A 21,633-nucleotide genomic window follows, 5' to 3' on the forward strand; every position below is an offset into this window, starting at 1 on the left:
ATTCTCCCTTCAATAATCTTTAGTCCATTTCAAGAGTATCTATTAAAAACTCTCTTCCCCCAGTAATTTTTATATTATGGGAACTACAATTTATACAATTATAAACTCCTTTTCTACATTCAAAGGATTCTCCACAATCCTTACATTCAATATTTATTGGTATTTTACTTATATTAATTTTTGCTCCTTCAGCAACTGTTCCCTTAGCAATAATATCAAAATAATATTCAATACCAGCAGGAACAAGCCCTGTTAATTCCCCTACTCTTATGTTAACTGCAATAACTTTATTCATTCCATGCTTCTTTACTTCTTCTTGGCATATATTTAATATGCTTTTTGTAACTGGAAGTTCGTGCATTATCTATCCAAGCAAGAGAAACAAGGGTCTATACTAGCCACAATTAATCCTGCATCTGCTACAGAGTTTTCTCTAAGCATTGCCGGAACAGTAGCTGCATTTTTAAAAGTAGGTACGTGAATATTAACTCTATGAGGGTTTTGTTTACCATTTGAAACTACATAGTAAGTAACCTCTCCTCTTGGTGCTTCTATTCTTACACAAGTCTCTCCAACTGGAACTTTAGGTAATTTCATTCCTAAATTCAACCCAGTATCAGGCATGTTCTTTGCAACCTGCCTTAAAATCTTTATACTCTCTTCTGATTCAAGTATTCTCACTAAAACTCTTGAGAAAATATCTCCATCATCAAATGAAATAGCTTTAAAATCAAAATCTTCATAACATATATAAGGGTCAATCTTTCTTACATCATCCTTAATTCCTGATGCTCTTCCATGAGGTCCACAAGCTCCATACAGCCATGCAACATCTCTTGGTAATACCCCAACCCCTTTTGTTCTTAATGCAGTAGTTTTGTCAGTTCCAAGAATATTCTTAATTTTCTTAAGAGGTTCTTCTAATTGATCTAACATTGTCAGAAGTAATTTTAACTGTTCATCAGTAAAATCTCTTCTAGCTCCTCCAACAATATTCATAGCATAGTTAACTCTGTTTCCTGTTAACATTTCTAACATTTCCATAACCTTCTCTCTTGCATCGAAGGTATACATAAATGCACTATCAAATCCAATTAAGTGCCCAACCAATCCTAGCCAAAGAAAGTGTGAATGCAGTCTCTCAAGTTCACAAATTGCAACTCTAACATATTGACCTCTTTTAGGCACTTCCATCCCTGCAATTTTCTCTAATGCTAAACAATAGGATAGTGCATGTGAATGAGAACATATTCCACAAACTCTTTCTACTAAAGTAATAGTTTGAATATGATTTCTTTCTGTTGCTAATTTTTCAATTCCTCTATGATTATATCCAATAAAAACATCCGCATCTTTAATAACTTCACCTTCAGTATAAAGTTTTACATGAACTGGTTCTTCAAGAGCTGGATGATATGGTCCAATAGGTACCGTATAACTCATAACTCTTCTCCTTTCTAGGATAGCTAAACTACTTCAACTAATAAATTATATCTGTCCAATATTATTTGAACCCTTTAGATTTTTGACAAATATAAATAAGTTTCACTATAGTTTATCTATAGATTATTTTTTTCTCTTAACTCATTTAAAGGAACAACAAGAATCTGGCCAGTTCCATCGAAGTCTTCTGGTAAAAACAATCTTCCTGACTTCTCTAATCCTTCAAATTCAATCTCCATCATTTCACAAATCTCTTCTTCACACCATTGAGCGGATCCTGCATACAAAGGTGTCAGCGAAGGGACAACCTTTTCGCCTTTTAAAAGATATGTTCTAATATGGCCGTCAATATCAAAGTTATATGCAACAACATTCTCACCTTTGTCATCAACATAGCCATTCATTATTACAAGTCTTCTTTCCTCTTTAAGGAATTTTTTAGCTAAAGGAATTAGTTCTTCAATTTTAATTTCTACAATTTCATTTTGAACCATAATCTACCCTCCTTATGATATTTAAAATATATTATTAACTACAAATAGTAGTAATAACCAAACAAATTAACAGATTCTAGGAAGCATGTCATGTGTTAACTTACCTAAGATTCTTCTTCCTCCAAATCTACTTTTAAAAAGCACCTTCCCTTGTTCTTCTTTGTTTACCTCTCCAATAATAGAAGCATTATTAAATTCATTAATATTTTTAAGTTCACTAATAAATTCTTTTGCTACAGAACCATCTATAATGATTATTCCTTTACCTTCGTTTGCACTATATAAAGGATCTAATCCAAATATTTCACAAGCACCTACTACTTTTTCATTCAAAGGTAATTTTTCTTCCATTATTGTGATTGAAATATCACTATTTTCAACAAATTCATTTAAAGTTGTTGCAACTCCCCCTCTAGTTGGATCTCTCATTATTCTAATGAATTCAGAGTATTTTTTTATAAGAGGAATTAATTTTACTAGGGACATACAATCTGATGATAGTTGACCTTCTAATAAATTCTCTCTTTCACAAAGTATTGATACCCCATGATCCCCTATATCCCCAGTAATAATTACAGCATCTCCTTCTTGAATATTATCTCTACTTAGATTCATGTTATCTATTCTTTCACCTATCCCTGAAGTATTAATATAAATGCCACTTCCATGCCCTTTATCTACAACTTTAGTGTCCCCAGTTACCACCTTCACATCACATAAATTGCATGTAGTTTTTACACTCTCAATTATTCTTTGTAATTTCTCAATCTCATATCCTTCTTCCAGAATTATTGATAAGCTAAGATATTTAGGTATACATCCACCCATTACCAAATCATTTATAGTACCACAAACTGATAGCTTGCCTATATCTCCTCCATTAAAAAAATGAGGATAAATTACAAAACTATCTGTAGTAAATCCATATTTATTGTCAACCAAAGCTGCATCATTCATATTTTCAAGAGTATTTCCGTTTATAGTTTTTAAAATTACATCATTAATAATCTTTGATGTCATTACTCCACCATTTCCATGAGCCATTGTTATACTTTCTTTCATGTACTTACCTTCTCTCTGTTAAGAATTGTATTTATAGTATGCAGCACAACTTCCTTCACTTGAAACCATACATGGTCCTACAGGATTTATTGGATTGCATATTTTACCAAAAAGCGGACATTCCTTTGGTTTTATCTTTCCTATCAAAACCTCCCCACACTTACAAGGTGATTTATTTAACTTATTCTCCTCTTTATACGGATAGAGTTTTTCTATATCATACTTACTCCATTTTTCTTTTAGCTTCATTCCACTATTAGGTATTTTCCCAATTCCTCTCCAAACATCATCTCTTGGTTCAAAAATTTCATTATATATCTTTACAGCAGCAATATTACCTTCTTTGCTTGCTAAACTTTTATATGCATTTCCTAACCTTTTATTATCATTCTTAATATTCTGAATCATTTGAAAAAGCCCATATATAACTTCTTCTCCTCTAAATCCTACTATACTACTAAAACAATTATACTTTTCTAAAAATTCAAAACCTTTTTCACCTATTATGGTTGCAACATGTCCCGGTATTATAAAGCCATCAATCTTTAAATCTTTATGACTTAGAACCGCTTCCATTACCGGTTTAACCAATTTATGAACTGAAAAAACTTTAAAGTTATCAAGTTCCAGTTTATGAGCTTCTAAAATTGCTGCAGCAGTTGCTGGAATAGTTGTTTCAAAACCAATCCCTAAAAAAACCACTAACTTATCAGGATTTTCAACTGCAATTTCTACTGCATCAATGGAAGAATAAATTATTCTCACATCAGCCCCTGAACTTTTAGCTTTTATCAAAGAGATTGAGGGATCACTCCCAGGTACCCTGATCATATCACCATAGGTTGTAATAATAATATTTTCTTTTAATGCTAGTTCAAAAATATAATCAATATGACCATTATCAGTAACACATACTGGACATCCAGGTCCGGAAATAAGATTGATATTTTCAGTTATAATATCCCTTATTCCATTTTTACAAATTGACATAGTGTGTGTTCCACATACCTCCATAATATTAACTTTTTTATTTAAAGAATTTATTTCATGGAGCATTCTATCAATATTCTGATCCATGTTCTATCTCCTCTCTTTTTGAAGTTCTATTATCTTCTCGTCTAATTCCTCGAGAGCTTTCTTTATTTCATTTGCAGTATCTTGACTTATTCTTTCAATAGCAAATCCTGCATGAACCATAACATAATCCCCTAAATTCACTTCTTTCAAGTAATCTAGTCTGAATTTTTTTATAATTCCGTTAATTTCCCCTACACCATTTTTATCATTAATTTCTATAACCTTTAATGGTACCCCTAGACACATATTACCACTCCTCATATGCTTTCAACACTATTACCAATTTACAGCAATAAAGTGTTTTTTATCCTTTTATTACCTATATAATACCATATTTTTTTCTTAAAAGTAATCAAAGATAAGAAAATAACAATCTTTTTATATTTTTGTATAAGTATTACAATGATAGCATAATTATATATTTTTTCTATATTTATTACATTGATTCAAATCACTTTTAAAAATAAAATAATCACAGTTACTTGTAGTAAATTGGAATATACTATATAATATTAGATAGGTATTATATACTTAAACTATTTATAATTAAAGTAAAGTTTAATATAATAAAATTTAACTATGAAAGGAAGATCATAATGGGTTTTAAAGAATCTGTATCTCAAAAATATGCAGAAACTTTTTACGAAAAGAATAAGGATAGATTAGCACAAGTACAAGGTAAGATACTTCAGTGTAAGGTAGAAAGAAAAACAGTTCTTTGGATTTTTCATAAATTAGCAGCTACTATATTAGTTAAGCCAGCTGGAAGCAGAAATATCGTAAAATGTGAGTACATAAAAAAAAGATGGTTTAAACCAGTGAATTTCATTCAAGTTTCTCAAGGACACTCTGTAATAATTCAAGGTTTAAAAGGTAAAAAAGATAAAAAAGGTAAATCAAAAGTCAATAGAGAAGTTATTTCAATTATGAACATAAGAAATCTAACTACAAAAGCTGATTTAATACCTATAAATGATGGTAATATGAAGGTTCAGAAAGTTAGGGATAAAAGATTTAAATAAAAAAGGTACGCGATTGCGTACCTTTTTTCAGTTGACAGTGGAAAGTTGACAATTGACAACGTAGGATGTTTCTACTCACGCAGAAACTACATTTTATTGTTCTAAAGAACAAATAGTTTTAACTCATTTTATCTTTGGATAAAATATTGTATTTTAATTACAATGCTTATTTCAAAATAAGCGAGTAACTCCCTATTGTTCGCAGCACAGTATAATTAAAATTTCTCGAAGAGAAATATCCATCGTTGTCCGTTGTCCACTTTCAATTTTCAATTTAAAAAGCACCCTAAGGTGCTTTTTATCTTTTATCAAAAAGTGAGAAAAGATTGTTTATGAAGGCAATAATATTTGAATAGAAAATAATAATCAGCCATTGTGGATGAGATAATCCTACTGTATGGAAAATTGACTGCATAAATGGATTATATATTATTAATAGTAACATTAGTAATGATATAAAAACAGCACCAAGTAAAGCTTTATTTCCTAATACGTTTATACTAAACAATGTTTTATTTTCTGATCTACATTCAAATACATGTAGTAATTGTGAGATAATCAATGTTCCTAAAGCAATTGTTCTGCTTGTTTCTATAGTCATACCAAATAGTTGGGCAGTAATAAACGCTAATACTGTACATATACCTATTAATGTTCCTCTAATGAATATTTTTTCTTTTAATCCTCTTGCAAAAATACTTTCTTTACTGCTTCGTGGCTTTCTTAACATTACATCCTCTTCTGCTCCATCAATACCTAGTGCTAAAGCTGGTAGTCCATCTGTTGCCAAATTAACGAAAAGTATTTGAATCGGTAATAATGGCGATTTCAAGTAGAAGATTGATGCTAAAAACATTGTAAGTATTTCTCCTAGATTACATGATAATAGATACCTAATAAATTTTCTAATATTATCATATATTTTACGTCCTTCTTCTACAGAGGAAACAATTGTTGAGAAATTATCATCAAGGAGAATCATTGCTGATGCCTCTTTTGTAACATCAGTACCGTTTATCCCCATTGATATTCCAATATCCGCTTCTTTTACTGCTGGAGCATCATTAACCCCATCTCCAGTCATTGCAACAATTTCACCTTTACGCTTAAATGCCTTTACAATTCTAAGTTTATGTTCAGGGTTTACCCTTGCAAATACTTTTATATTGTCTAGCTTTTTCTCAAGCTCAACCTCGCTCATAACCTCTAAATCTGCTCCAGTAAGAACCTCATCTAGTGATTTACACAGTGAAAGTTCTTTACCTATGAAATAAGCTGTTTTTTTATGATCTCCTGTTATCATAACTACAGAAATACCAGCCTCTTTACACCTTTTAACTGATTTCTTTGCTTCAGCTCTTAGTGGGTCTTTCATTGCAGCTATTCCAACAAAAATAAGCTTTTCTTCTATACTTTCATTCAGATTATTTACGTTATACTTAATAGCTCCACCTATACATCTTAAACCTTCACCTGCGAAGTCATCTATTGTCTTTAATATTTGTCTTTTATATTCTAAAGTAAGCTCTCTTTCTTTTCCATCTATATAAATTCTATCACACTTATGAATTATCTTTTCAGGTGCACCCTTTATATATGCGGTTTTCTTTCCTCCAAGCTCTGTAACAACACTCATCATTTTTCTAGAGGAGTCAAATGGAATATCATATATTCTTTTTTCAATAGCTAATGTTGATTTTAGTGTTTCCACTTTATTATAGAAGGGTTTTATTAACCCTGTTTCTGTTGGGTCACCTGTTACTGCATGTTCAACTTTTCGTTTCATAAAACTGAAATTACAATCATTACAGTATGTAAAAATTTTCTTAAGTACAGTTAGCTCATTAAATCCATCACTATATACCCTTCCAGAACAAAATATTTTTTGAACCTTCATCTTATTCTCAGTTAAAGTCCCTGTTTTATCACTACAAATTACGGAAGTGCATCCTAAGGTTTCTACTGCATGGAGTTTTCGTACTAATGCATTACGCTTTAACATTCTAGATACCCCTAACGCCAATGATACAGTAACTATAGCCACTAACCCTTCAGGTATTGCTGCAACAGCTAAACTTACGCCAGTTAAAAGCATTTGAGTAGGGTCTTGTCCCCTATATATGCCTAGTGCACTTACTATTACACAGATAACAATACACAGGTATACCATAATTTTGCCAAGTTGATTTAATCTTTTCTTTAATGGAGATTTGTCTTCATCAATACTATTCAACATGTGAGCTATTTTTCCCATCTCTGTGTTCATTCCTGTTTCAATAACCTTAGCTCTAGCTTTTCCTTTTAAAACTACGGTCCCCATAAAAATTATGTTCTTACCTTTATTTGAATTTTTGTTTACCCCTACTGATTCCCCAGTTAATAAAGATTCATCAACGGTTACACCACTAGAATATGTAATTACGCAGTCTGCTGGAATTCTATCTCCTGTTTCTAGAATAATTATATCTCCTGGTACAAGTTCTTCAGAATTAATTACCTTGATAGCTCCATTTCTTATAACCTTTGAAGTAGGTGCCGCCAATGTTTTTAATGCCTCTAAAGCTTTTTCCGTTCTAAACTCCTGCACAAACCCTAAAATAGCATTCATAAACACAATAATTATTATAGTTAATGCATCTGCTCTATCCCCTACAATTCCTGAAATTACAGTAGCCCCAAGTAAAACCCATATTATTACATCATTAAATTGATCTAAAAAGATTTTAATTGGAGATAACTTCTTTTTCTTTTTAATTGTATTCATACCATATCTTTCTTGCCTTAATTTGACTTCTGAATTTGAAAGCCCATGATCTTCCTTAAATGTTTCTGTGGTTTTATGTATCAATTCTTTCCCTCCTTATCATCTCTAGATTTTCATAATTCATAAAATATATATGAAATAACTGATACTTTTATGCTTTTATATTTGCTCCTTTCAAAATTTCCTTTACTAAAATCTATATTAAATATAAAATATACTTATTGGAAAACTATAGATAAAGTTTTTTTTATTATAACGAAGGAGGGAATTATTAGATGAATAATCATCTTTACATATTTGGACATAAAAATCCTGATACAGATTCAGTATGTTCATCAATTGCATATGCTGAATTCAAGAATAAAACTGGAGAATTACCGGCGGTTGCTTATAGATTAGGAGAAATAAATAGAGAGACTAAGTTTATTTTAGATTACTTTGAAGTTGATCAGCCACCTCTATTAGAGACAGTTAAGACTCAAGTAAACGATCTTAATATTGATAAAATTGCTCCTGTTGCACCTGATATTTCTATTAAAACTGCTTGGAACTTAATGAAAAAAAATAGAATTAAAATGTTACCTATTGTTGATAATAATGAGCTTTTATGTGGTGTTACTTCTGTTTCTAATATTACTACAAGTTATATGGATATATGGGACAATACAATTCTATCAAAAAGTAAGACTAAAATAGAAAACATTATAGATACACTTAATGGTCACCCAGAATATATATCTGAGGAAAATGGAAGATATGAAGGAAAAATAATTGTTGCTGCTATGCATCCAGATAATATAAAAGAAATTCTTGAAAGAGGAGATATTGTTATCTGTGGTAATAGAGAAGACTCTCAGAGATTTGTTATTGAAAAAGGTGCCTCATTACTAATCATTACAGGAGGTCACACAGCTAGTGCTGAAATCCTCACTAAAGCGCGTACGCATAACTGTTCTGTATTAACTACCCCTTATGACACTTTTACAGCAAGCAGATTAATAACACAGAGTATTCCTATAGAATATGTAATGACAAAAAAGAATATTATTTCTTTTAAAACTGATGATTTTGTTGATGAAATAAAAGATATTATGTTAGAAACTCGTTATAGAAGTTATCCTGTTCTAAATGACAAAAACCATGTTATTGGAGCAATCTCTAGATATCATTTAATATCTAAAAATAAAAAGAAGGTAATTTTGCTAGACCATAATGAAAAGCAACAATCTGTACACGGATTAGAAGATGCTGAAATAACAGAAATAATAGATCATCATAGAATTGCAGATGTAGAAACAGGTTTACCAATTTACTTCCGTAACGAGCCTGTAGGAAGCACCTCAACTATCATAGGTTCAATATTCTTTGAAAATGGTATACGCCCTTCAAAAAAAGTTGCAGGAATATTAAGCGCTGCTATAATTTCTGACACTTTACTTTTGAAATCCCCTACATCTACTCCAGTTGACGAACTAGTATTAAAGAGATTATCTCAAATTGCAGACTTGAATATTGATAAATTTGCAAAGAAAATGTTTAAAGCAGGTACCTCACTTGAAGGAAAATCCGCCGAAGAAATTTTCTATCAAGATTTTAAAACATTTACTTTAAACGCTCTTAAAATTGGAGTATCTCAAGTAAGCACCCTTTATTTAGAAGGTTTCGAGCCTCAAAAAGATGCTGTTTTAGAACTGATGAATAATTTAGCTCAAGCTGAAAATTATGACCTTATAATATTAATGGTTACTGATATATTAAATACAGGTTCAGAATTTATTGGTGTTGGTGAGTATAAAGATTTAATAGGTAAAGCATTTGATGTATCACTTAAAGATCATAGTGTTTATATACCAGGTATAGTTTCTAGAAAGAAACAGGTAATTCCGCCAATTACAAAGGCGATAACAGACCTTAAATAAAAACATAATTGAGAATTGAGAATGTAGAATTGAAAATGATGGATGGTTCTGACTAGCGTCAGAACCTTTATTTTATTGTTCTTAAGGACAATGTGGGTTGACTCATTTTATCTTTGGATAAAATATTGTATCAATATACAAGTATAGTCTTGAACCTTTGACCATAACTCAACTTTTTATATAGTATATTATGCAAATATACCATCTAATCATACAAAAGGACTGTAGTTAGATTTGTATCTACACAAAGCTAACTACAGTCTTTTTAGAGTAACCTTTATTATTAATAATGTAATTATATGTATTTTTTTAGTACACTTGGCAAAATGATAAGTAACCTTATTATTTTGCCAAGTATACTTGACACATTTAATCCCATATGTTACCATTTATGTAATGGAGGTGATAGTTTGATTGAAAATTTACAACTGAAGAACCGATTAAAAGTTGCACGAGCTGAAAATAACCTATCACAATCACAATTGGCTGAGCTGGCAGGCGTAACGCGTCAAACAATCAGTTCTATAGAAACAGGGCAATATTGTCCTACGGCAAAATTAGCATTAATACTTGCAAAAACACTTAATAAACAATTTGAGGATTTATTTTATTTTGAGGAGGTAGAAATTAATGACTAAAAAAATGATAGAAAAGGATGAACGATCCACTTATATTGAAAATCTTAGTTACTCATTTGGATATAAGTTTATATCATTTGCAATCCTTCTAGATGTTGTGTATAGGGCGATAAGGTACAATCAAGCCTTATGGGATTTACTTATTATAGTCATCTTAAGCGGGTTGATTGTGACAGCATATCAACATAAGCATAAAATTTTAGGAAAAACTTTAATTAAGCTCGTTGCTCTAACTTCAGCGATTGCTTTTCTTCTTGCTCTTACATTATCATTTGTTATGAATAGAATTTAATTTTAAAAGTACTTAATATTTTTCCCTTGCTTACGCACTAAAAAAGTTGGCGACTATTGTCACCAACTTTTTTTATTTATAAAAATCGTAATTCATCCAATCTTCATGAATCCAATCCTTTGTTTCTCCATTACTGTAAGTATATTCAGCATACTTGCTATTTTGGGTATATAATTCTATTCCAATACCTAAATATTCTGTGTTGATTTTTGAATTTTCTCCTGCTTGTGACTTGTTTTTTAAAGATAGTTCTTCTTCTACTAATGTTTTAATTAATTCTATTTCATTATCCTTTAAATTTTCTTTAGTTGAGATTTTAAATAAAATAACATTTCCTTTCAATGGATGCACTACTTTTATATCTTTCTTATTTTTCACTACTTTTTTGAGTCTACTTGCAAATGAGTTTAATGTTTGATTTTTTACACTCCTAGCATCAAGTTTTATCTCTGTGTTCTCATAATAATCAAATTTATTTTCATTCCTATTATACTTTTCATAAATTACAAGCTTATCATCAATAAAAATCCTTATAATAGATGAATCATAAGAAATATTTTCATTGATCACCTCTTGGTAAGGCAAGCCTCCGTATTTAGAATCTTTAAGTACTGCATGCTTCATAAAGTAACTCCTGCAATTTAAGATATTAGATCTTGTAACGGATTTATTAAAAGTAAAATTAATATTTAATTCATTATCAACAGTATAAACAGAGTGCTCTACAATATCTAATATTCTAAATTGATTTGCAAACTCTTCTTCTGCACTTTCATCTGTAAAATATCTTCTTTCAGTCTCTTCGGTTGAGTCCAAGTATTTAGCCAATGCTTGTTTATCATTATTCTTTGAATTACAGGATACTAACATCAATAAAATAAAAAATAAAAGAATCCACCTCATAGAATTTTTCATATTATCTTTCCTTCTCCAATCACAAAACATTACTATTCATTACTAAACTATTATTTATTATTAATCAATATACCTTAACACCCATCTTATATTAAAATATATCCCATAAAAAAACTGATCATAGACAAAATCTACAATCAGCTTATACACATGATTTTATTTCCAATATGTATTGTATTCAAAGTACAATGTTTCATCCAAATGAAACGCGTAAACCCCTATTGTCCAAGGACCAATACAATTAAAATTTCACAATAGTGAAATGTCATTCGTTTTCCACTTTCAATTTTCCGTTTTCAACTATAATATGTTCTATTTGAACATATTATTAACAAGTCCCCACATTTCATCTGCTGTTTTTAGTGAACTAGCATTAACCTGAAAAGCTCTTTGTGTTACTATCATATCGGTCATTTCTTCTTCTAATCTTACATTAGATGTTTCAATAAAGCCGTTAAAAATATTGTATCCTGTTGCATCAGTTGGAGTAGCTCCATCAGCTGGTGCAAATACATTTCTTCCTATTGGTCTTAAAGAATTATCACCAGAAAAGTTTTTTATTGATAATTTTCCTATTTTAACGTCTTTTTTGTTGTTAAAATTAGCAAATAAGTTACCGTTTATATCTACATTTATTTTTCCATCAGAAAAATTCACTCCACTTCCTGGAGTATTTATATTCTTTCCTGATTCATCAAGGATAACTACTCTATTCCCGCTTGAGTCTGTTAATAATCCTGTAGAATCAACCATAAAACTACCATCTCTAGTATATCCATATGTTTCATCAGCTAACTGAACTTGAAAAAAACCTTCTCCATCAATTGCGAAATCTGTTGTTCTTCCTGTCTCTTGAAGCATTCCCTGACCCAGATCTCTTTTTATATCAGAAACTCTTACTCCAGTTCCGCTAATTAACATTCCCTTTCCCTCTTTATCCTCGTTTATAGGGACTCCTCTTCTAACAAGAGTATCAGCTAATAAATCTTGGAATTCAACGGTATTTTTCTTGTATCCACTAGTGTTAACATTTGCAATATTATTTGATATAATATCTAATTTCTTCTGTTGAGCACTCATAGAACTCTTGCTATTTGATATAATATTTAACATAGAATCCCCCTCTTAATTATCTTACTCTTCCTAGTTGGTTAACTGATTTATCTAAGCTTTTATCAATCATAGAAAGTACTTTATAGTTACTTTCGAAGCTTCTATATGCAGTTATCATATCTGCATATTCATCAGATGCATTAACATTTGCCATTTCAAGCTGACCTTGTTGAATATATGCTTTGCTATCTATTTCTTCATCCTCATTTTTAAATAGGTTATCTCCTACCTTTTGAAGATTCTTATAATCTTCGAAATCAACTAAATTCAATTGATATGATAAAATTTTATCTAGATAAACCTCTCCTCTTTCATTTATTGAAAGTTCTTTGTTTCCTACAAAAATATCTGTTATTTCACCACTATCATTTTTAGAGGTTAGTCTATTACCATTATTATCTATTAGGAATCCAGCAATATCTTTCTTAAAATTACCGTTACGAGTATAAAATTTCTGACCATTTGCACCTGTTACAACAAAAAAACCTGACCCTTCTAGAGCTAAATCAGTGGCTTTATCTGTTGCCTTAAATGCTCCTTGCTTATAATTAGTTGAAATATCATCAATTTCTACTCCAAATGAAACATTTCCTAACTCATTTTCACCTGTACCTGTTGAAGTATCTCCATTTTTTAAAAGAACTTCATTAAAACTTTTATTATTCACTCTTTGTGCTTTATAACCAATAGTATTTGAATTGGCCAGGTTATTGCTGATAACTCCTTGCTTCTTTTCTTCAACAATCATCCCTGAAAGCGCAGTATACATTCCTCTAATCATATTTTAATTCACCTCGCCAGCTCTGAGTTCCCATTCATATTTCATTCCCATTTTTCTAGCTCTTATTTCAATGTCTTCTTCAGTCATTGACTTTCCATTCCAAAGTAATATTGAAGAAATAATTAAGCCTATTCCAAGACCAATTCTAAATTCCTTACTTCTTATTAAGTCTTTTAAAAATTTCATCATAGATAGAGCTCCTTTACAAGAAGTACTTCCCCTTTGGGCATTTTTGTTAATCCACATACTTCTTCAATATCTTTACCTTCGTTAATTAATTTTCGTATCATTTCAATATTACTTGAGTATCCAACTTCCTCTATATCTGTTTTTTCGCTAAATACGCTTTCATTTCCTTCTTTATTCTCAATATTTTTGAGAAATTCATCAGATTTAGAATTTTCTAGTCTCTTTACTTGGTATATCTCTTTCTGCAACTCTAGTATAGTTTCCGAAAATTCTTTTCTTAATTTTCCTATTTCAACTTTATAGTCATTGGCATTATCTATTGCATTTTTAAACTCTTTTTTAAAGCTATGTTTACCCTTATCTTTTTTATATTCAAACATAGCTGTAATAATCAATATTAAACCTATAGAAATTAGTACTATATTCATTATACGACTCCTCCATATAAAGAACAAATATCAAAGAACAAATTAGTAAGATAAAATTTTTAATATAAAGAATACTTAAGTTTTTTAAAGGCTTTTCTTAAGTTAACTATAGCTCTACTATGCAATTGACATACCCTTGACTCAGAAACACCTAGAACTTTACCTATTTCTTTTAAAGTAAGGCCTTCATAGTAATATAGAGACAAAACAAGTTGATCTTTTTCTTTTAATAATTCTATTGCCTTCTTTAATGTTTCATATTTTTCATTATCCACAAAAACATTTTCTGGCTTAGGACTCTTTTCATCAACAATAGCTCCCATTAGAGGTATATCATCCTCTTCTGAGAATATTAGATCTTCTAACGAAACCACAGAAATATAATTTATATAATTTTCTATTGCCCCTACTTCTTCAATAGTCAATTCCATTTCAGAAGCAATTTCAATTATGGTTGGATCTCTATAAAGCTTCTTCTGTAAACGATCAACAGAAGCATTATATCTATTAAGCTTGTCCATTGCACCTTTAGAAATCGGACTATTTCTTCTTAACTCATCAATGATTGCTCCTTTAATTCTAATAGAAGCATAAGTTGAGAACTTCATTCCCTTTGATTCGTCAAATTTATGAATTGCATCCATCAATCCGACCATTCCATATCCTACCAAATCCTCATATTCAACATATTTAGTTTTACCAACCATAACTCTTGATGCTATATATTTTACAAGAGGTATATATTCTTTAACAATTTTTTCGTGAACATTAACCCTTTCAGCAATGGACATAAAATCACTCCTTTAGGCCTTTCTTATCTGTTGTCTCATCAACTTAAATATATAAGAAATCAGCTTTTCTCTTTCTTGAGAACCTATCTCTATAAAACTTAAACCACAATCATAAACTCTTTCTATATCATCATATATACATCTAACTATTTGTCCTCTAGCCATAATTTCAAGCTCATTAAAGCTTATTTGAACTAGTAGTAATTGATCTTTAAGATTTTCATTACTTTTAAATCTGATGCCTCCACCACTTACATCTAATACAGTGGTTTTATTCATACTATTTAAAGTAGCTGCATCTGGTCTTCTTAATTTATAATTTTTATCAATTTTCATATATCTAACATAACTAGTTACAGGAATCCTTACATATTTTCTTCTTTGAATCTTTTTTACCTCTTTAGGATTTCTCAAGACTAAAACAGGGAGTCCTTTATTCTCTCTTGAGATTACAGTAGATTCAAACTTATATATTATATCTTTTTCATAGTAGTGTAACTCCACACTCTCTCCTATTGGTATTGGAAGATATTCATTACCTTTCATTGGTATAGTAATCATAAAGGTTGAATCTCTACTATCCTGAACAACACTTTTATAATATTCATGCTTCCATAACACTTCGATCCTTCTATTTAACGAAAGTTCCATGGCGATCCCCCCTTAAGAAAATAAATTAAATACTTTTTTGAAAAATCCTCTCATATCACTCTTATTCTTTACAGTTCCAAAGCCTTCTAATTTGAATGCTATTTCTTTGAAATCCTCAATGGCTTCACTATGAACTGACCTTAGTACTAAAGGCTTCTGCATACGTACAGATTTCACAAGTTCTTTATCATCTGAAATATTACCTAAACTTTGAAGCTTTATATTGAGAAATGAGCTAACTACTTTTTGAATTTTAGTGAATGTTTTAACTCCTTCGCTCTCTGAGAAAACTCTATTTATTACAAGGTTTGCGTTATCCTTTATCTTATAATGATTAACAGCTTTTAATAAGCTATATGCATCTGTAAGAGATGTTGGCTCAGGAGTAGTGACTACTATCAATTCTTCAGAACATGCTATGAAGGATAAAACACTTCTGCTTATTCCAGCACCTGTATCGATAAAAATATAATCATATCCTTTTAAACTTCCTAATTTGTCTAAAAAACGATCTCTTTCAATCTGATTTAAATCGTCAATATTCATTAATCCAGACCCTCCTGGTAATAATTTTATTCCCATAGGTCCTTCCACCAGAACATCTTCTATATCAAAATCTTTCTTAATAATATCATAGATATTACGTTTAGTAATAATCCCCATTAAAACATCATCATTACCCATTCCTATGTCTGCGTCAAATATCAGAACTTTCTTTCCCATTTTTTGAAGAGTCAATCCCAAGTTTACAACAAAATTACTTTTACCAACTCCACCTTTACCTGAAGTAATTGTAATTATACGAGATGACTTTTCAATTTTAGAATCACCCACAGGATTTTTCCCGTTAAATAATTCTCTTAACTTCGAAGCCTGATCCATTATACTGTCTCCTCCCCAACAATTAAATTAGCAATATAACTGCTATTAGCCTCTTTAATGTCATCAGGTACATTCTGACCAATAGTAACTAAACTCAAGGGCTTATTAGAGATCTTACATGCATTATAAGCTAATCCATATGTGCTTGTTTCATCTAACTTTGTAAGAATAATTCCATTGTAATTTAACTTTTCAAATCCATTTATTATGGTTTTTAAATCTTTGTTTTTAGTAGTTGCACTAACTACTAAAAATATATTTTCTGTTGCTACTCTATCTATATATGATCTTAATTCAGACACTTGCATAGAGTTTTTACTGCTTCTACCAGTTGTGTCAACTAATACTATATCACAATACTCTAATTCTTTAAGTGCTATATCCATTTCTTTAGTGTTAAAAACTACTTTTATAGGAATATTCATAATTTCAGCATAAGTTTTAAGCTGCTCTACAGCTCCTATTCTATACGTGTCAATAGTTATTAAACCAACTTTTTTATTTCCTTGAAGTGATAGCTTTCCCGCAAGCTTTGCTATTGTAGTTGTTTTACCTACTCCTGTTGGTCCTGCTAGAACTATTCTTCCCTCTTTAGGAAACTCACAATATGATAATTCCTCTTCTAGATAAGTTTTAACTTTGCTTCTAAGCTCCCCTTCATTTTCAAAGGAAACTTTCTCCTTAAAATCATCTCTAAATTCACGAAAGACATCAATTTCCTCTAAAAACTCTTCCATAACATTCATTGATGGATCTTCTACAGAGTTTCCATTAATATTTGAGATCATTTTCTTTAATTCGCCTAATTCCTTAATAATACTGTCATCTTGCTTTACAAGATTCTCTTTAGAAGGCTTATTTTCCATTTTAGATTTTATCTTTTCTCTGTATTGCTCTGTTATATTCATATTTCCTGACTTATTTACATTAAACTCTTCAGTTGAACTCATATTCTGTGGCTTACGCACATTTTCATTGTTATGCTGCATTAAAGCTTCCGTTATTGCCTTGAAACTATCATTAAAATTCGTGTCTTCTTGACTAAAACTATTTGGATACGAACTTGAATTTGAAGTATCTGATTTAACTCGCTCTTTTGTATTCTCTATAGCAGCTGTAACTTCTAATTGTTTTGGAGCAAATAAACCAAAGAATCCTTTTTGTCTAACTTTTCGTTGTGAAATAATCACTGCATCTTTTCCAAGATCAATTCTAATCTGTGATATAGCTTCATTCATATTATTCACAATATATCTTTTTACTTTCATTATATATCAATTACTCCTTCGTTTCTTATTTCAACGTCGTTAGGTATCTCATTAAATGAAAGCACTGCTATATGAGGGAATGTTACCTCAGTAAGTTTTCTAAAAGCAGGTCTTATGTTAGGAGAAACCAAAATAACCGGTTGATATTCATAGAAGTATATATTATCAAGCATATTATTAATGCTCATGAATACGCTCTGTGTATCATCAGGGCTAAGAGCTGGAAAACTACCTTGAATCGTCTTTTGAATATTGCTCCCAATTAAGTTTTCAATCTTATTTGATAAAGTTACAACTCTCACAAATCCTTCTTCTGTTTTAAGATTATTGCATATATTCCTCGCTAATGAGAAACGTGCATATTCAGTTAACATCTCAATGTCTTTTGTAGTTCTTGAATAATCAGCTAAGGTTTCAAATATTGTTACTGTATCTTTAATTGATACTTTTTCCTTAAGGAGATTCTGAAGAACTTTCTGAACTTCTCCAATAGTCATTAAATCTGGAATTAGTTCTTCAACAACCGTCTCGTATTTTTCTCGTACGTTGTCAACAATTGATTTTGTTTCCTGTCTACCTAAAAGTTCATAAGCGTGACTCTTTATTGTCTCTGTTAAGTGAGTAACTAATACAGTAGTAGGGTCAACAACAGTAAATCCTTTTATTTCAGCATCTTCCCTTTCATCACTATTTATCCATACAGCAGGTATACCAAATGTAGGTTCAATAGTTTTAATTCCAGGAATATCAAAATTCTCATCGGTAGGATTCATGCATAAGAACATATTTGGCATAAGTTCTCCTTTAACTATATCTGTTCCTCTAAGTTTGAATCTGTACTCATTATTATTTAATTGCAAGTTATCCATTATACGTATAGGTTGAACTATTAAACCTAGTTCAATTGCACATTGCCTACGAACAGAAGTAACTCTTTGAAGAAGATCTCCACCTACCCCTTCATCAGCTAAAGGTATGAGCCCATATCCTATCTCAATTTCAAGTGGTTCAACTTGAATAAGCTTAACTACATTTTCAGGCTCTCTATTTTCAATCTCTTGAATTTCATGTTCTTCTTCTTCAATATCCTTGAGCACTTGTTCTTTTTCCTCTTTATAAAGGAAGAAAGCACTGCTTCCAGTTCCTATAGCCAAGATTATAAAAATCGCCTTTGGCATACCAGGTATAATAGCTAATAATATTAATACAGTTGTAGCTAAAAACATTACTTTTGGGAATGTAGTTAACTGCCCTGATATGGAACTTCCTAAATTTTCACTACCTGATCTAGTTGTAATGATACCAGTTGCAGTAGATATTAAAAGTGCTGGAATCTGACTCACTAGACCGTCACCAATAGTCAGGTTAATATACGTGCTTGCAGCATCGCCTATTTCCATACCTCCCATTGCACCAATTGCAATACCTGCAACAATGTTTATAATGGTTATAACAATACCAGCTATGGCATCCCCTTTAACAAACTTAGACGCACCATCCATTGCTCCGTAAAAATCAGCTTCAAGTTGAAGATTTGTTCTTCTACGTTTCGCTTCCATTTCATCAATCATACCAGCATTTAAGTCTGCGTCAATACTCATCTGCTTACCAGGCATAGCGTCAAGTGTAAATCTTGCAGCTACTTCTGAAACTCTACCAGCACCATTTGTGATAACCACAAATTGAATCAATACCAATATTAAAAATATAATAATTCCAACAACTATATTGTTTCCTACAACAAAGGTACCAAAGGTTTCAATAATTTTTCCTGCGTCCGCATTTAACAAAATCATCCTAGTTGATGATATATTTAGTCCCAACCTAAACAGGGTTGTTATTAAAAGCAAGGTTGGAAAAACAGAAAATTGTAATACATCTGTAGTAAACATGGTCAAAAGGATTATAACAACTGCTATTGTCATATTAATTGCTAATAACAAATCCAGCATTCCTTTTGGCACTGGAACAATCATCATCAATACAATACCAATTACTCCAAAAGGAATTATCATGTCAATATTTCGTCTTATCGAAAACTTATTTCCTTGTTCCATCCAAAACACCCTTTTCATTATTTCTTAAGTTTATATACTATTGCTAGTATTTCTGCTACTGCCTGATACATATTTTCAGGTACTTCCTCATCTATCTCTACCTCACTAAAAATCATTCTAGCTAGAGGTTTGTTTTCTATGATAGGTATTTCATTTTCTTTTGCTCTCTCTTTTATCTGAACTGCTACAAAGTCTTTACCTTTAGCAAGAACAATTGGTGCCTCATCAACTCCATCAACATATTTTAAAGCAACTGCAATGTGTGTCGGGTTTGTAATAACAACTGAAGCATCTGGTACTGCTTGCATCATTCGTTTTGTAGCCATTTCTCTTTGCTTCTGTTTAATCTGACTTTTAATCTGAGGATCTCCCTCCATTTGTTTGAATTCTTCTTTGATTTCCTGCTTAGACATCTTCAAATCTTTATTATGTTGATATCTCTGATAGATATAATCCATAATAGATATTGAAATCATTACAATAGTTATCTTTATGAATACATCCTGTAACAAGTTCTTCATAATAATAGGAATCTGACTTATTGATAGCTGGTTTATTTTTATTAAATCTGGGTAAGCAGAAATAATAAATTTATAACCTACATATCCAATAATTGATATAATTAGTAAATCCTTAACAAGAGTAACTAATGACCTTAATGATAGAATTTTTTTAAATCCACTGATTGGATTCAATTTTTTTAAATCAGGCTTTAAAGGATCTCCTGTTAGAAGGAATCCCACCTGCAAATAGTTTGCAAGGACACCAATAATCATAATAGGACACACAAACATAATAATAACTAAAAGTCCTTTAAATAATGCAAATTTAAGAATTTCCAGTACATTAGTCTGTGTTATTTGGGTATTTAGTAAATCACTAAACACTGTATTCATAATCAATGCTAAGTTTTTAAAAATTGTTGATCCCAATAATATAATTACCAAAGTTGCTGCTCCAAGAGTCAGCGCCATAGTTAGTTCTTTACTTCGAACTACCTGACCTTTTTTTCTAGCATCACGTTTCTTCTTCGGTGTTGCATCCTCTGTTTTTTCACCGCCTGAGTCAGCGAAAACAATTAATAATGGTATAAAACCAAATAAATTTTGAAAAATAACAGTAAGGTTCTCGAAAATATCAACGATACTATTAATAGTGACAGGTAATAATACAATAATACTTAAAACTCCAATTAGCACCTTTATAGGCATTCCTATAATCATAACATTTAGTTGTGGTACTGATCTTGCAACAAGTCCTAAAACAATATTAATAATTAAAATTATTAATGCAATTGGCATTGATATTTTAATTCCAATTTCAAAAAACTTAATTATTACATCAAAAATATATAATATTACATCAGTTGTAATTGCAAGTTCTCCAAGTTTCACAGTGGAAAAACTTGTTAAAAGCCCTTCAATAATGAATTTATGACCATTTAATATAACAAATATTATTAAAGTAAACCAATACATCAATCTGCCAAAAATACTTGAATTATCTCCTACGGAAGGGTCAAACATCTGACTCATGGAAAATCCTATGAAGAAGTCAAAAAGTTGTCCTGCCATTCTGATAACATGAAAACCTAATGATGTAATAAAACCTAATGTTAAACCTGTAACAACTTCCATTATCACCATAAACCCAAGAGATATAAGGTCAAAAGAAGCTACAGTATCAAACTGAATTAAAGATACCAACATATAAGATAATAATATTGAGAATGATGCTTTTGCTGTATTACTAGTACCTTTTGGGAAAAAAATTGGAACTGAAAATGTAAAAGCTGATAATCTGCTGAATACTAATAAGAACTTAATAACAAAAGCTAATGACATTTC

22 protein-coding genes are annotated in these 21,633 nt (G+C 30.7%); 4 read left to right on the forward strand and 18 right to left on the reverse strand.

Annotated features, from left to right (window positions below; translation table 11 throughout):
• Nucleotides 1-19: 19 nt before the first annotated feature.
• From hypA to OW730_RS17110, 6 genes are all read right to left on the reverse strand, one after another.
• Nucleotides 20-361 carry a hydrogenase maturation nickel metallochaperone HypA gene (gene hypA, locus OW730_RS17085; RefSeq protein ID WP_271225259.1) on the reverse strand — a complete coding sequence of 114 codons (342 nt, stop codon included), beginning with the start codon at nucleotides 359-361 and terminating at the stop codon, nucleotides 20-22.
• Nucleotides 361-1,443, reverse strand: coding sequence for a hydrogenase large subunit (locus OW730_RS17090; protein ID WP_271225260.1), 1,083 nt, complete (start codon nucleotides 1,441-1,443; stop codon nucleotides 361-363). The genes hypA and OW730_RS17090 overlap by 1 nt, the downstream gene beginning before the upstream one ends.
• 116 nt (nucleotides 1,444-1,559) lie before the next feature.
• Nucleotides 1,560-1,937 carry an NADH-quinone oxidoreductase subunit C gene (locus OW730_RS17095; RefSeq protein ID WP_271225261.1) on the reverse strand — a complete coding sequence of 126 codons (378 nt, stop codon included), beginning with the start codon at nucleotides 1,935-1,937 and terminating at the stop codon, nucleotides 1,560-1,562.
• Between the two features lie 66 nt (nucleotides 1,938-2,003).
• Complete coding sequence (gene hypE / locus OW730_RS17100) at nucleotides 2,004-2,999, reverse strand: hydrogenase expression/formation protein HypE (RefSeq protein ID WP_271225262.1); 996 nt, start codon at nucleotides 2,997-2,999, stop codon at nucleotides 2,004-2,006.
• A gap of 18 nt (nucleotides 3,000-3,017) precedes the next feature.
• Nucleotides 3,018-4,076, reverse strand: coding sequence for a hydrogenase formation protein HypD (gene hypD, locus OW730_RS17105; protein ID WP_271225263.1), 1,059 nt, complete (start codon nucleotides 4,074-4,076; stop codon nucleotides 3,018-3,020).
• Between the two features lie 3 nt (nucleotides 4,077-4,079).
• The gene (locus OW730_RS17110; RefSeq protein WP_271225264.1) at nucleotides 4,080-4,322 is read right to left on the reverse strand and encodes a HypC/HybG/HupF family hydrogenase formation chaperone; all 243 of its coding nucleotides are present in this window, start codon (nucleotides 4,320-4,322) and stop codon (nucleotides 4,080-4,082) included.
• Between the two features lie 350 nt (nucleotides 4,323-4,672).
• Between OW730_RS17110 and OW730_RS17115 the strand changes: the two genes are divergently transcribed.
• A complete protein-coding gene (locus OW730_RS17115) occupies nucleotides 4,673-5,098 on the forward strand; it encodes a hypothetical protein (RefSeq protein ID WP_271225265.1) in 426 nt (141 codons plus the stop codon).
• 298 nt (nucleotides 5,099-5,396) lie between these two features.
• Here OW730_RS17115 and OW730_RS17120 read toward each other — a convergent pair whose 3' ends face one another.
• A complete protein-coding gene (locus OW730_RS17120) occupies nucleotides 5,397-7,946 on the reverse strand; it encodes a cation-translocating P-type ATPase (RefSeq protein WP_271225266.1) in 2,550 nt (849 codons plus the stop codon).
• Nucleotides 7,947-8,137: 191 nt separating this feature from the next.
• Between OW730_RS17120 and OW730_RS17125 the strand changes: the two genes are divergently transcribed.
• From OW730_RS17125 to OW730_RS17135, 3 genes are all read left to right on the forward strand, one after another.
• Nucleotides 8,138-9,781 carry a putative manganese-dependent inorganic diphosphatase gene (locus tag OW730_RS17125; RefSeq protein WP_271225267.1) on the forward strand — a complete coding sequence of 548 codons (1,644 nt, stop codon included), beginning with the start codon at nucleotides 8,138-8,140 and terminating at the stop codon, nucleotides 9,779-9,781.
• 410 nt (nucleotides 9,782-10,191) lie between these two features.
• Nucleotides 10,192-10,419: a helix-turn-helix transcriptional regulator gene (locus OW730_RS17130; RefSeq protein ID WP_271225268.1), complete on the forward strand. Its 228-nt coding sequence runs from the start codon at nucleotides 10,192-10,194 to the stop codon at nucleotides 10,417-10,419.
• Nucleotides 10,412-10,711, forward strand: a complete 300-nt coding sequence (locus OW730_RS17135) for a hypothetical protein (protein WP_271225269.1) — start codon at nucleotides 10,412-10,414, stop codon at nucleotides 10,709-10,711. Before OW730_RS17130 ends, OW730_RS17135 begins: the two co-directional genes overlap by 8 nt.
• 72 nt (nucleotides 10,712-10,783) lie before the next feature.
• Here OW730_RS17135 and OW730_RS17140 read toward each other — a convergent pair whose 3' ends face one another.
• The 11 genes from OW730_RS17140 to OW730_RS17190 form a co-directional block, all read right to left on the reverse strand.
• Nucleotides 10,784-11,626, reverse strand: a complete 843-nt coding sequence (locus tag OW730_RS17140) for a hypothetical protein (protein WP_271225270.1) — start codon at nucleotides 11,624-11,626, stop codon at nucleotides 10,784-10,786.
• Between the two features lie 312 nt (nucleotides 11,627-11,938).
• A complete protein-coding gene (locus tag OW730_RS17145; protein ID WP_271225271.1) occupies nucleotides 11,939-12,739 on the reverse strand; it encodes a flagellar hook-basal body complex protein in 801 nt (266 codons plus the stop codon).
• Nucleotides 12,740-12,755: 16 nt separating this feature from the next.
• Nucleotides 12,756-13,520, reverse strand: a complete 765-nt coding sequence (locus OW730_RS17150; protein ID WP_271225272.1) for a flagellar hook-basal body complex protein — start codon at nucleotides 13,518-13,520, stop codon at nucleotides 12,756-12,758.
• A gap of 3 nt (nucleotides 13,521-13,523) precedes the next feature.
• Entirely contained in the window at nucleotides 13,524-13,709 is a 186-nt protein-coding gene (locus OW730_RS17155; RefSeq protein WP_271225273.1) for a hypothetical protein, read from the reverse strand.
• Nucleotides 13,706-14,137 (reverse strand): hypothetical protein, encoded by a 432-nt coding sequence (locus OW730_RS17160; protein WP_271225274.1) that lies wholly within the window; start codon nucleotides 14,135-14,137, stop codon nucleotides 13,706-13,708. Before OW730_RS17160 ends, OW730_RS17155 begins: the two co-directional genes overlap by 4 nt.
• 59 nt (nucleotides 14,138-14,196) lie before the next feature.
• Nucleotides 14,197-14,928, reverse strand: a complete 732-nt coding sequence (locus OW730_RS17165; protein WP_271225275.1) for a FliA/WhiG family RNA polymerase sigma factor — start codon at nucleotides 14,926-14,928, stop codon at nucleotides 14,197-14,199.
• A 12-nt stretch (nucleotides 14,929-14,940) separates the two neighbouring features.
• Complete coding sequence (locus OW730_RS17170; RefSeq protein ID WP_271225276.1) at nucleotides 14,941-15,579, reverse strand: flagellar brake protein; 639 nt, start codon at nucleotides 15,577-15,579, stop codon at nucleotides 14,941-14,943.
• A 12-nt stretch (nucleotides 15,580-15,591) separates the two neighbouring features.
• Nucleotides 15,592-16,464, reverse strand: coding sequence for a MinD/ParA family protein (locus OW730_RS17175; protein WP_442945445.1), 873 nt, complete (start codon nucleotides 16,462-16,464; stop codon nucleotides 15,592-15,594).
• Entirely contained in the window at nucleotides 16,461-17,729 is a 1,269-nt protein-coding gene (gene flhF / locus OW730_RS17180; RefSeq protein WP_271225278.1) for a flagellar biosynthesis protein FlhF, read from the reverse strand. Before flhF ends, OW730_RS17175 begins: the two co-directional genes overlap by 4 nt.
• Complete coding sequence (gene flhA / locus OW730_RS17185) at nucleotides 17,729-19,786, reverse strand: flagellar biosynthesis protein FlhA (RefSeq protein ID WP_271229589.1); 2,058 nt, start codon at nucleotides 19,784-19,786, stop codon at nucleotides 17,729-17,731. Before flhA ends, flhF begins: the two co-directional genes overlap by 1 nt.
• A 17-nt stretch (nucleotides 19,787-19,803) precedes the next feature.
• Nucleotides 19,804-21,630, reverse strand: a complete 1,827-nt coding sequence (locus tag OW730_RS17190) for a fused FliR family export protein/FlhB family type III secretion system protein (protein WP_271225279.1) — start codon at nucleotides 21,628-21,630, stop codon at nucleotides 19,804-19,806.
• Nucleotides 21,631-21,633: the final 3 nt, after the last annotated feature.

Origin of the sequence: Oceanirhabdus sp. W0125-5 (assembly GCF_027938815.1) — a bacterium.
Classification (GTDB): Bacteria; Bacillota; Clostridia; order Clostridiales; family Clostridiaceae; genus Oceanirhabdus.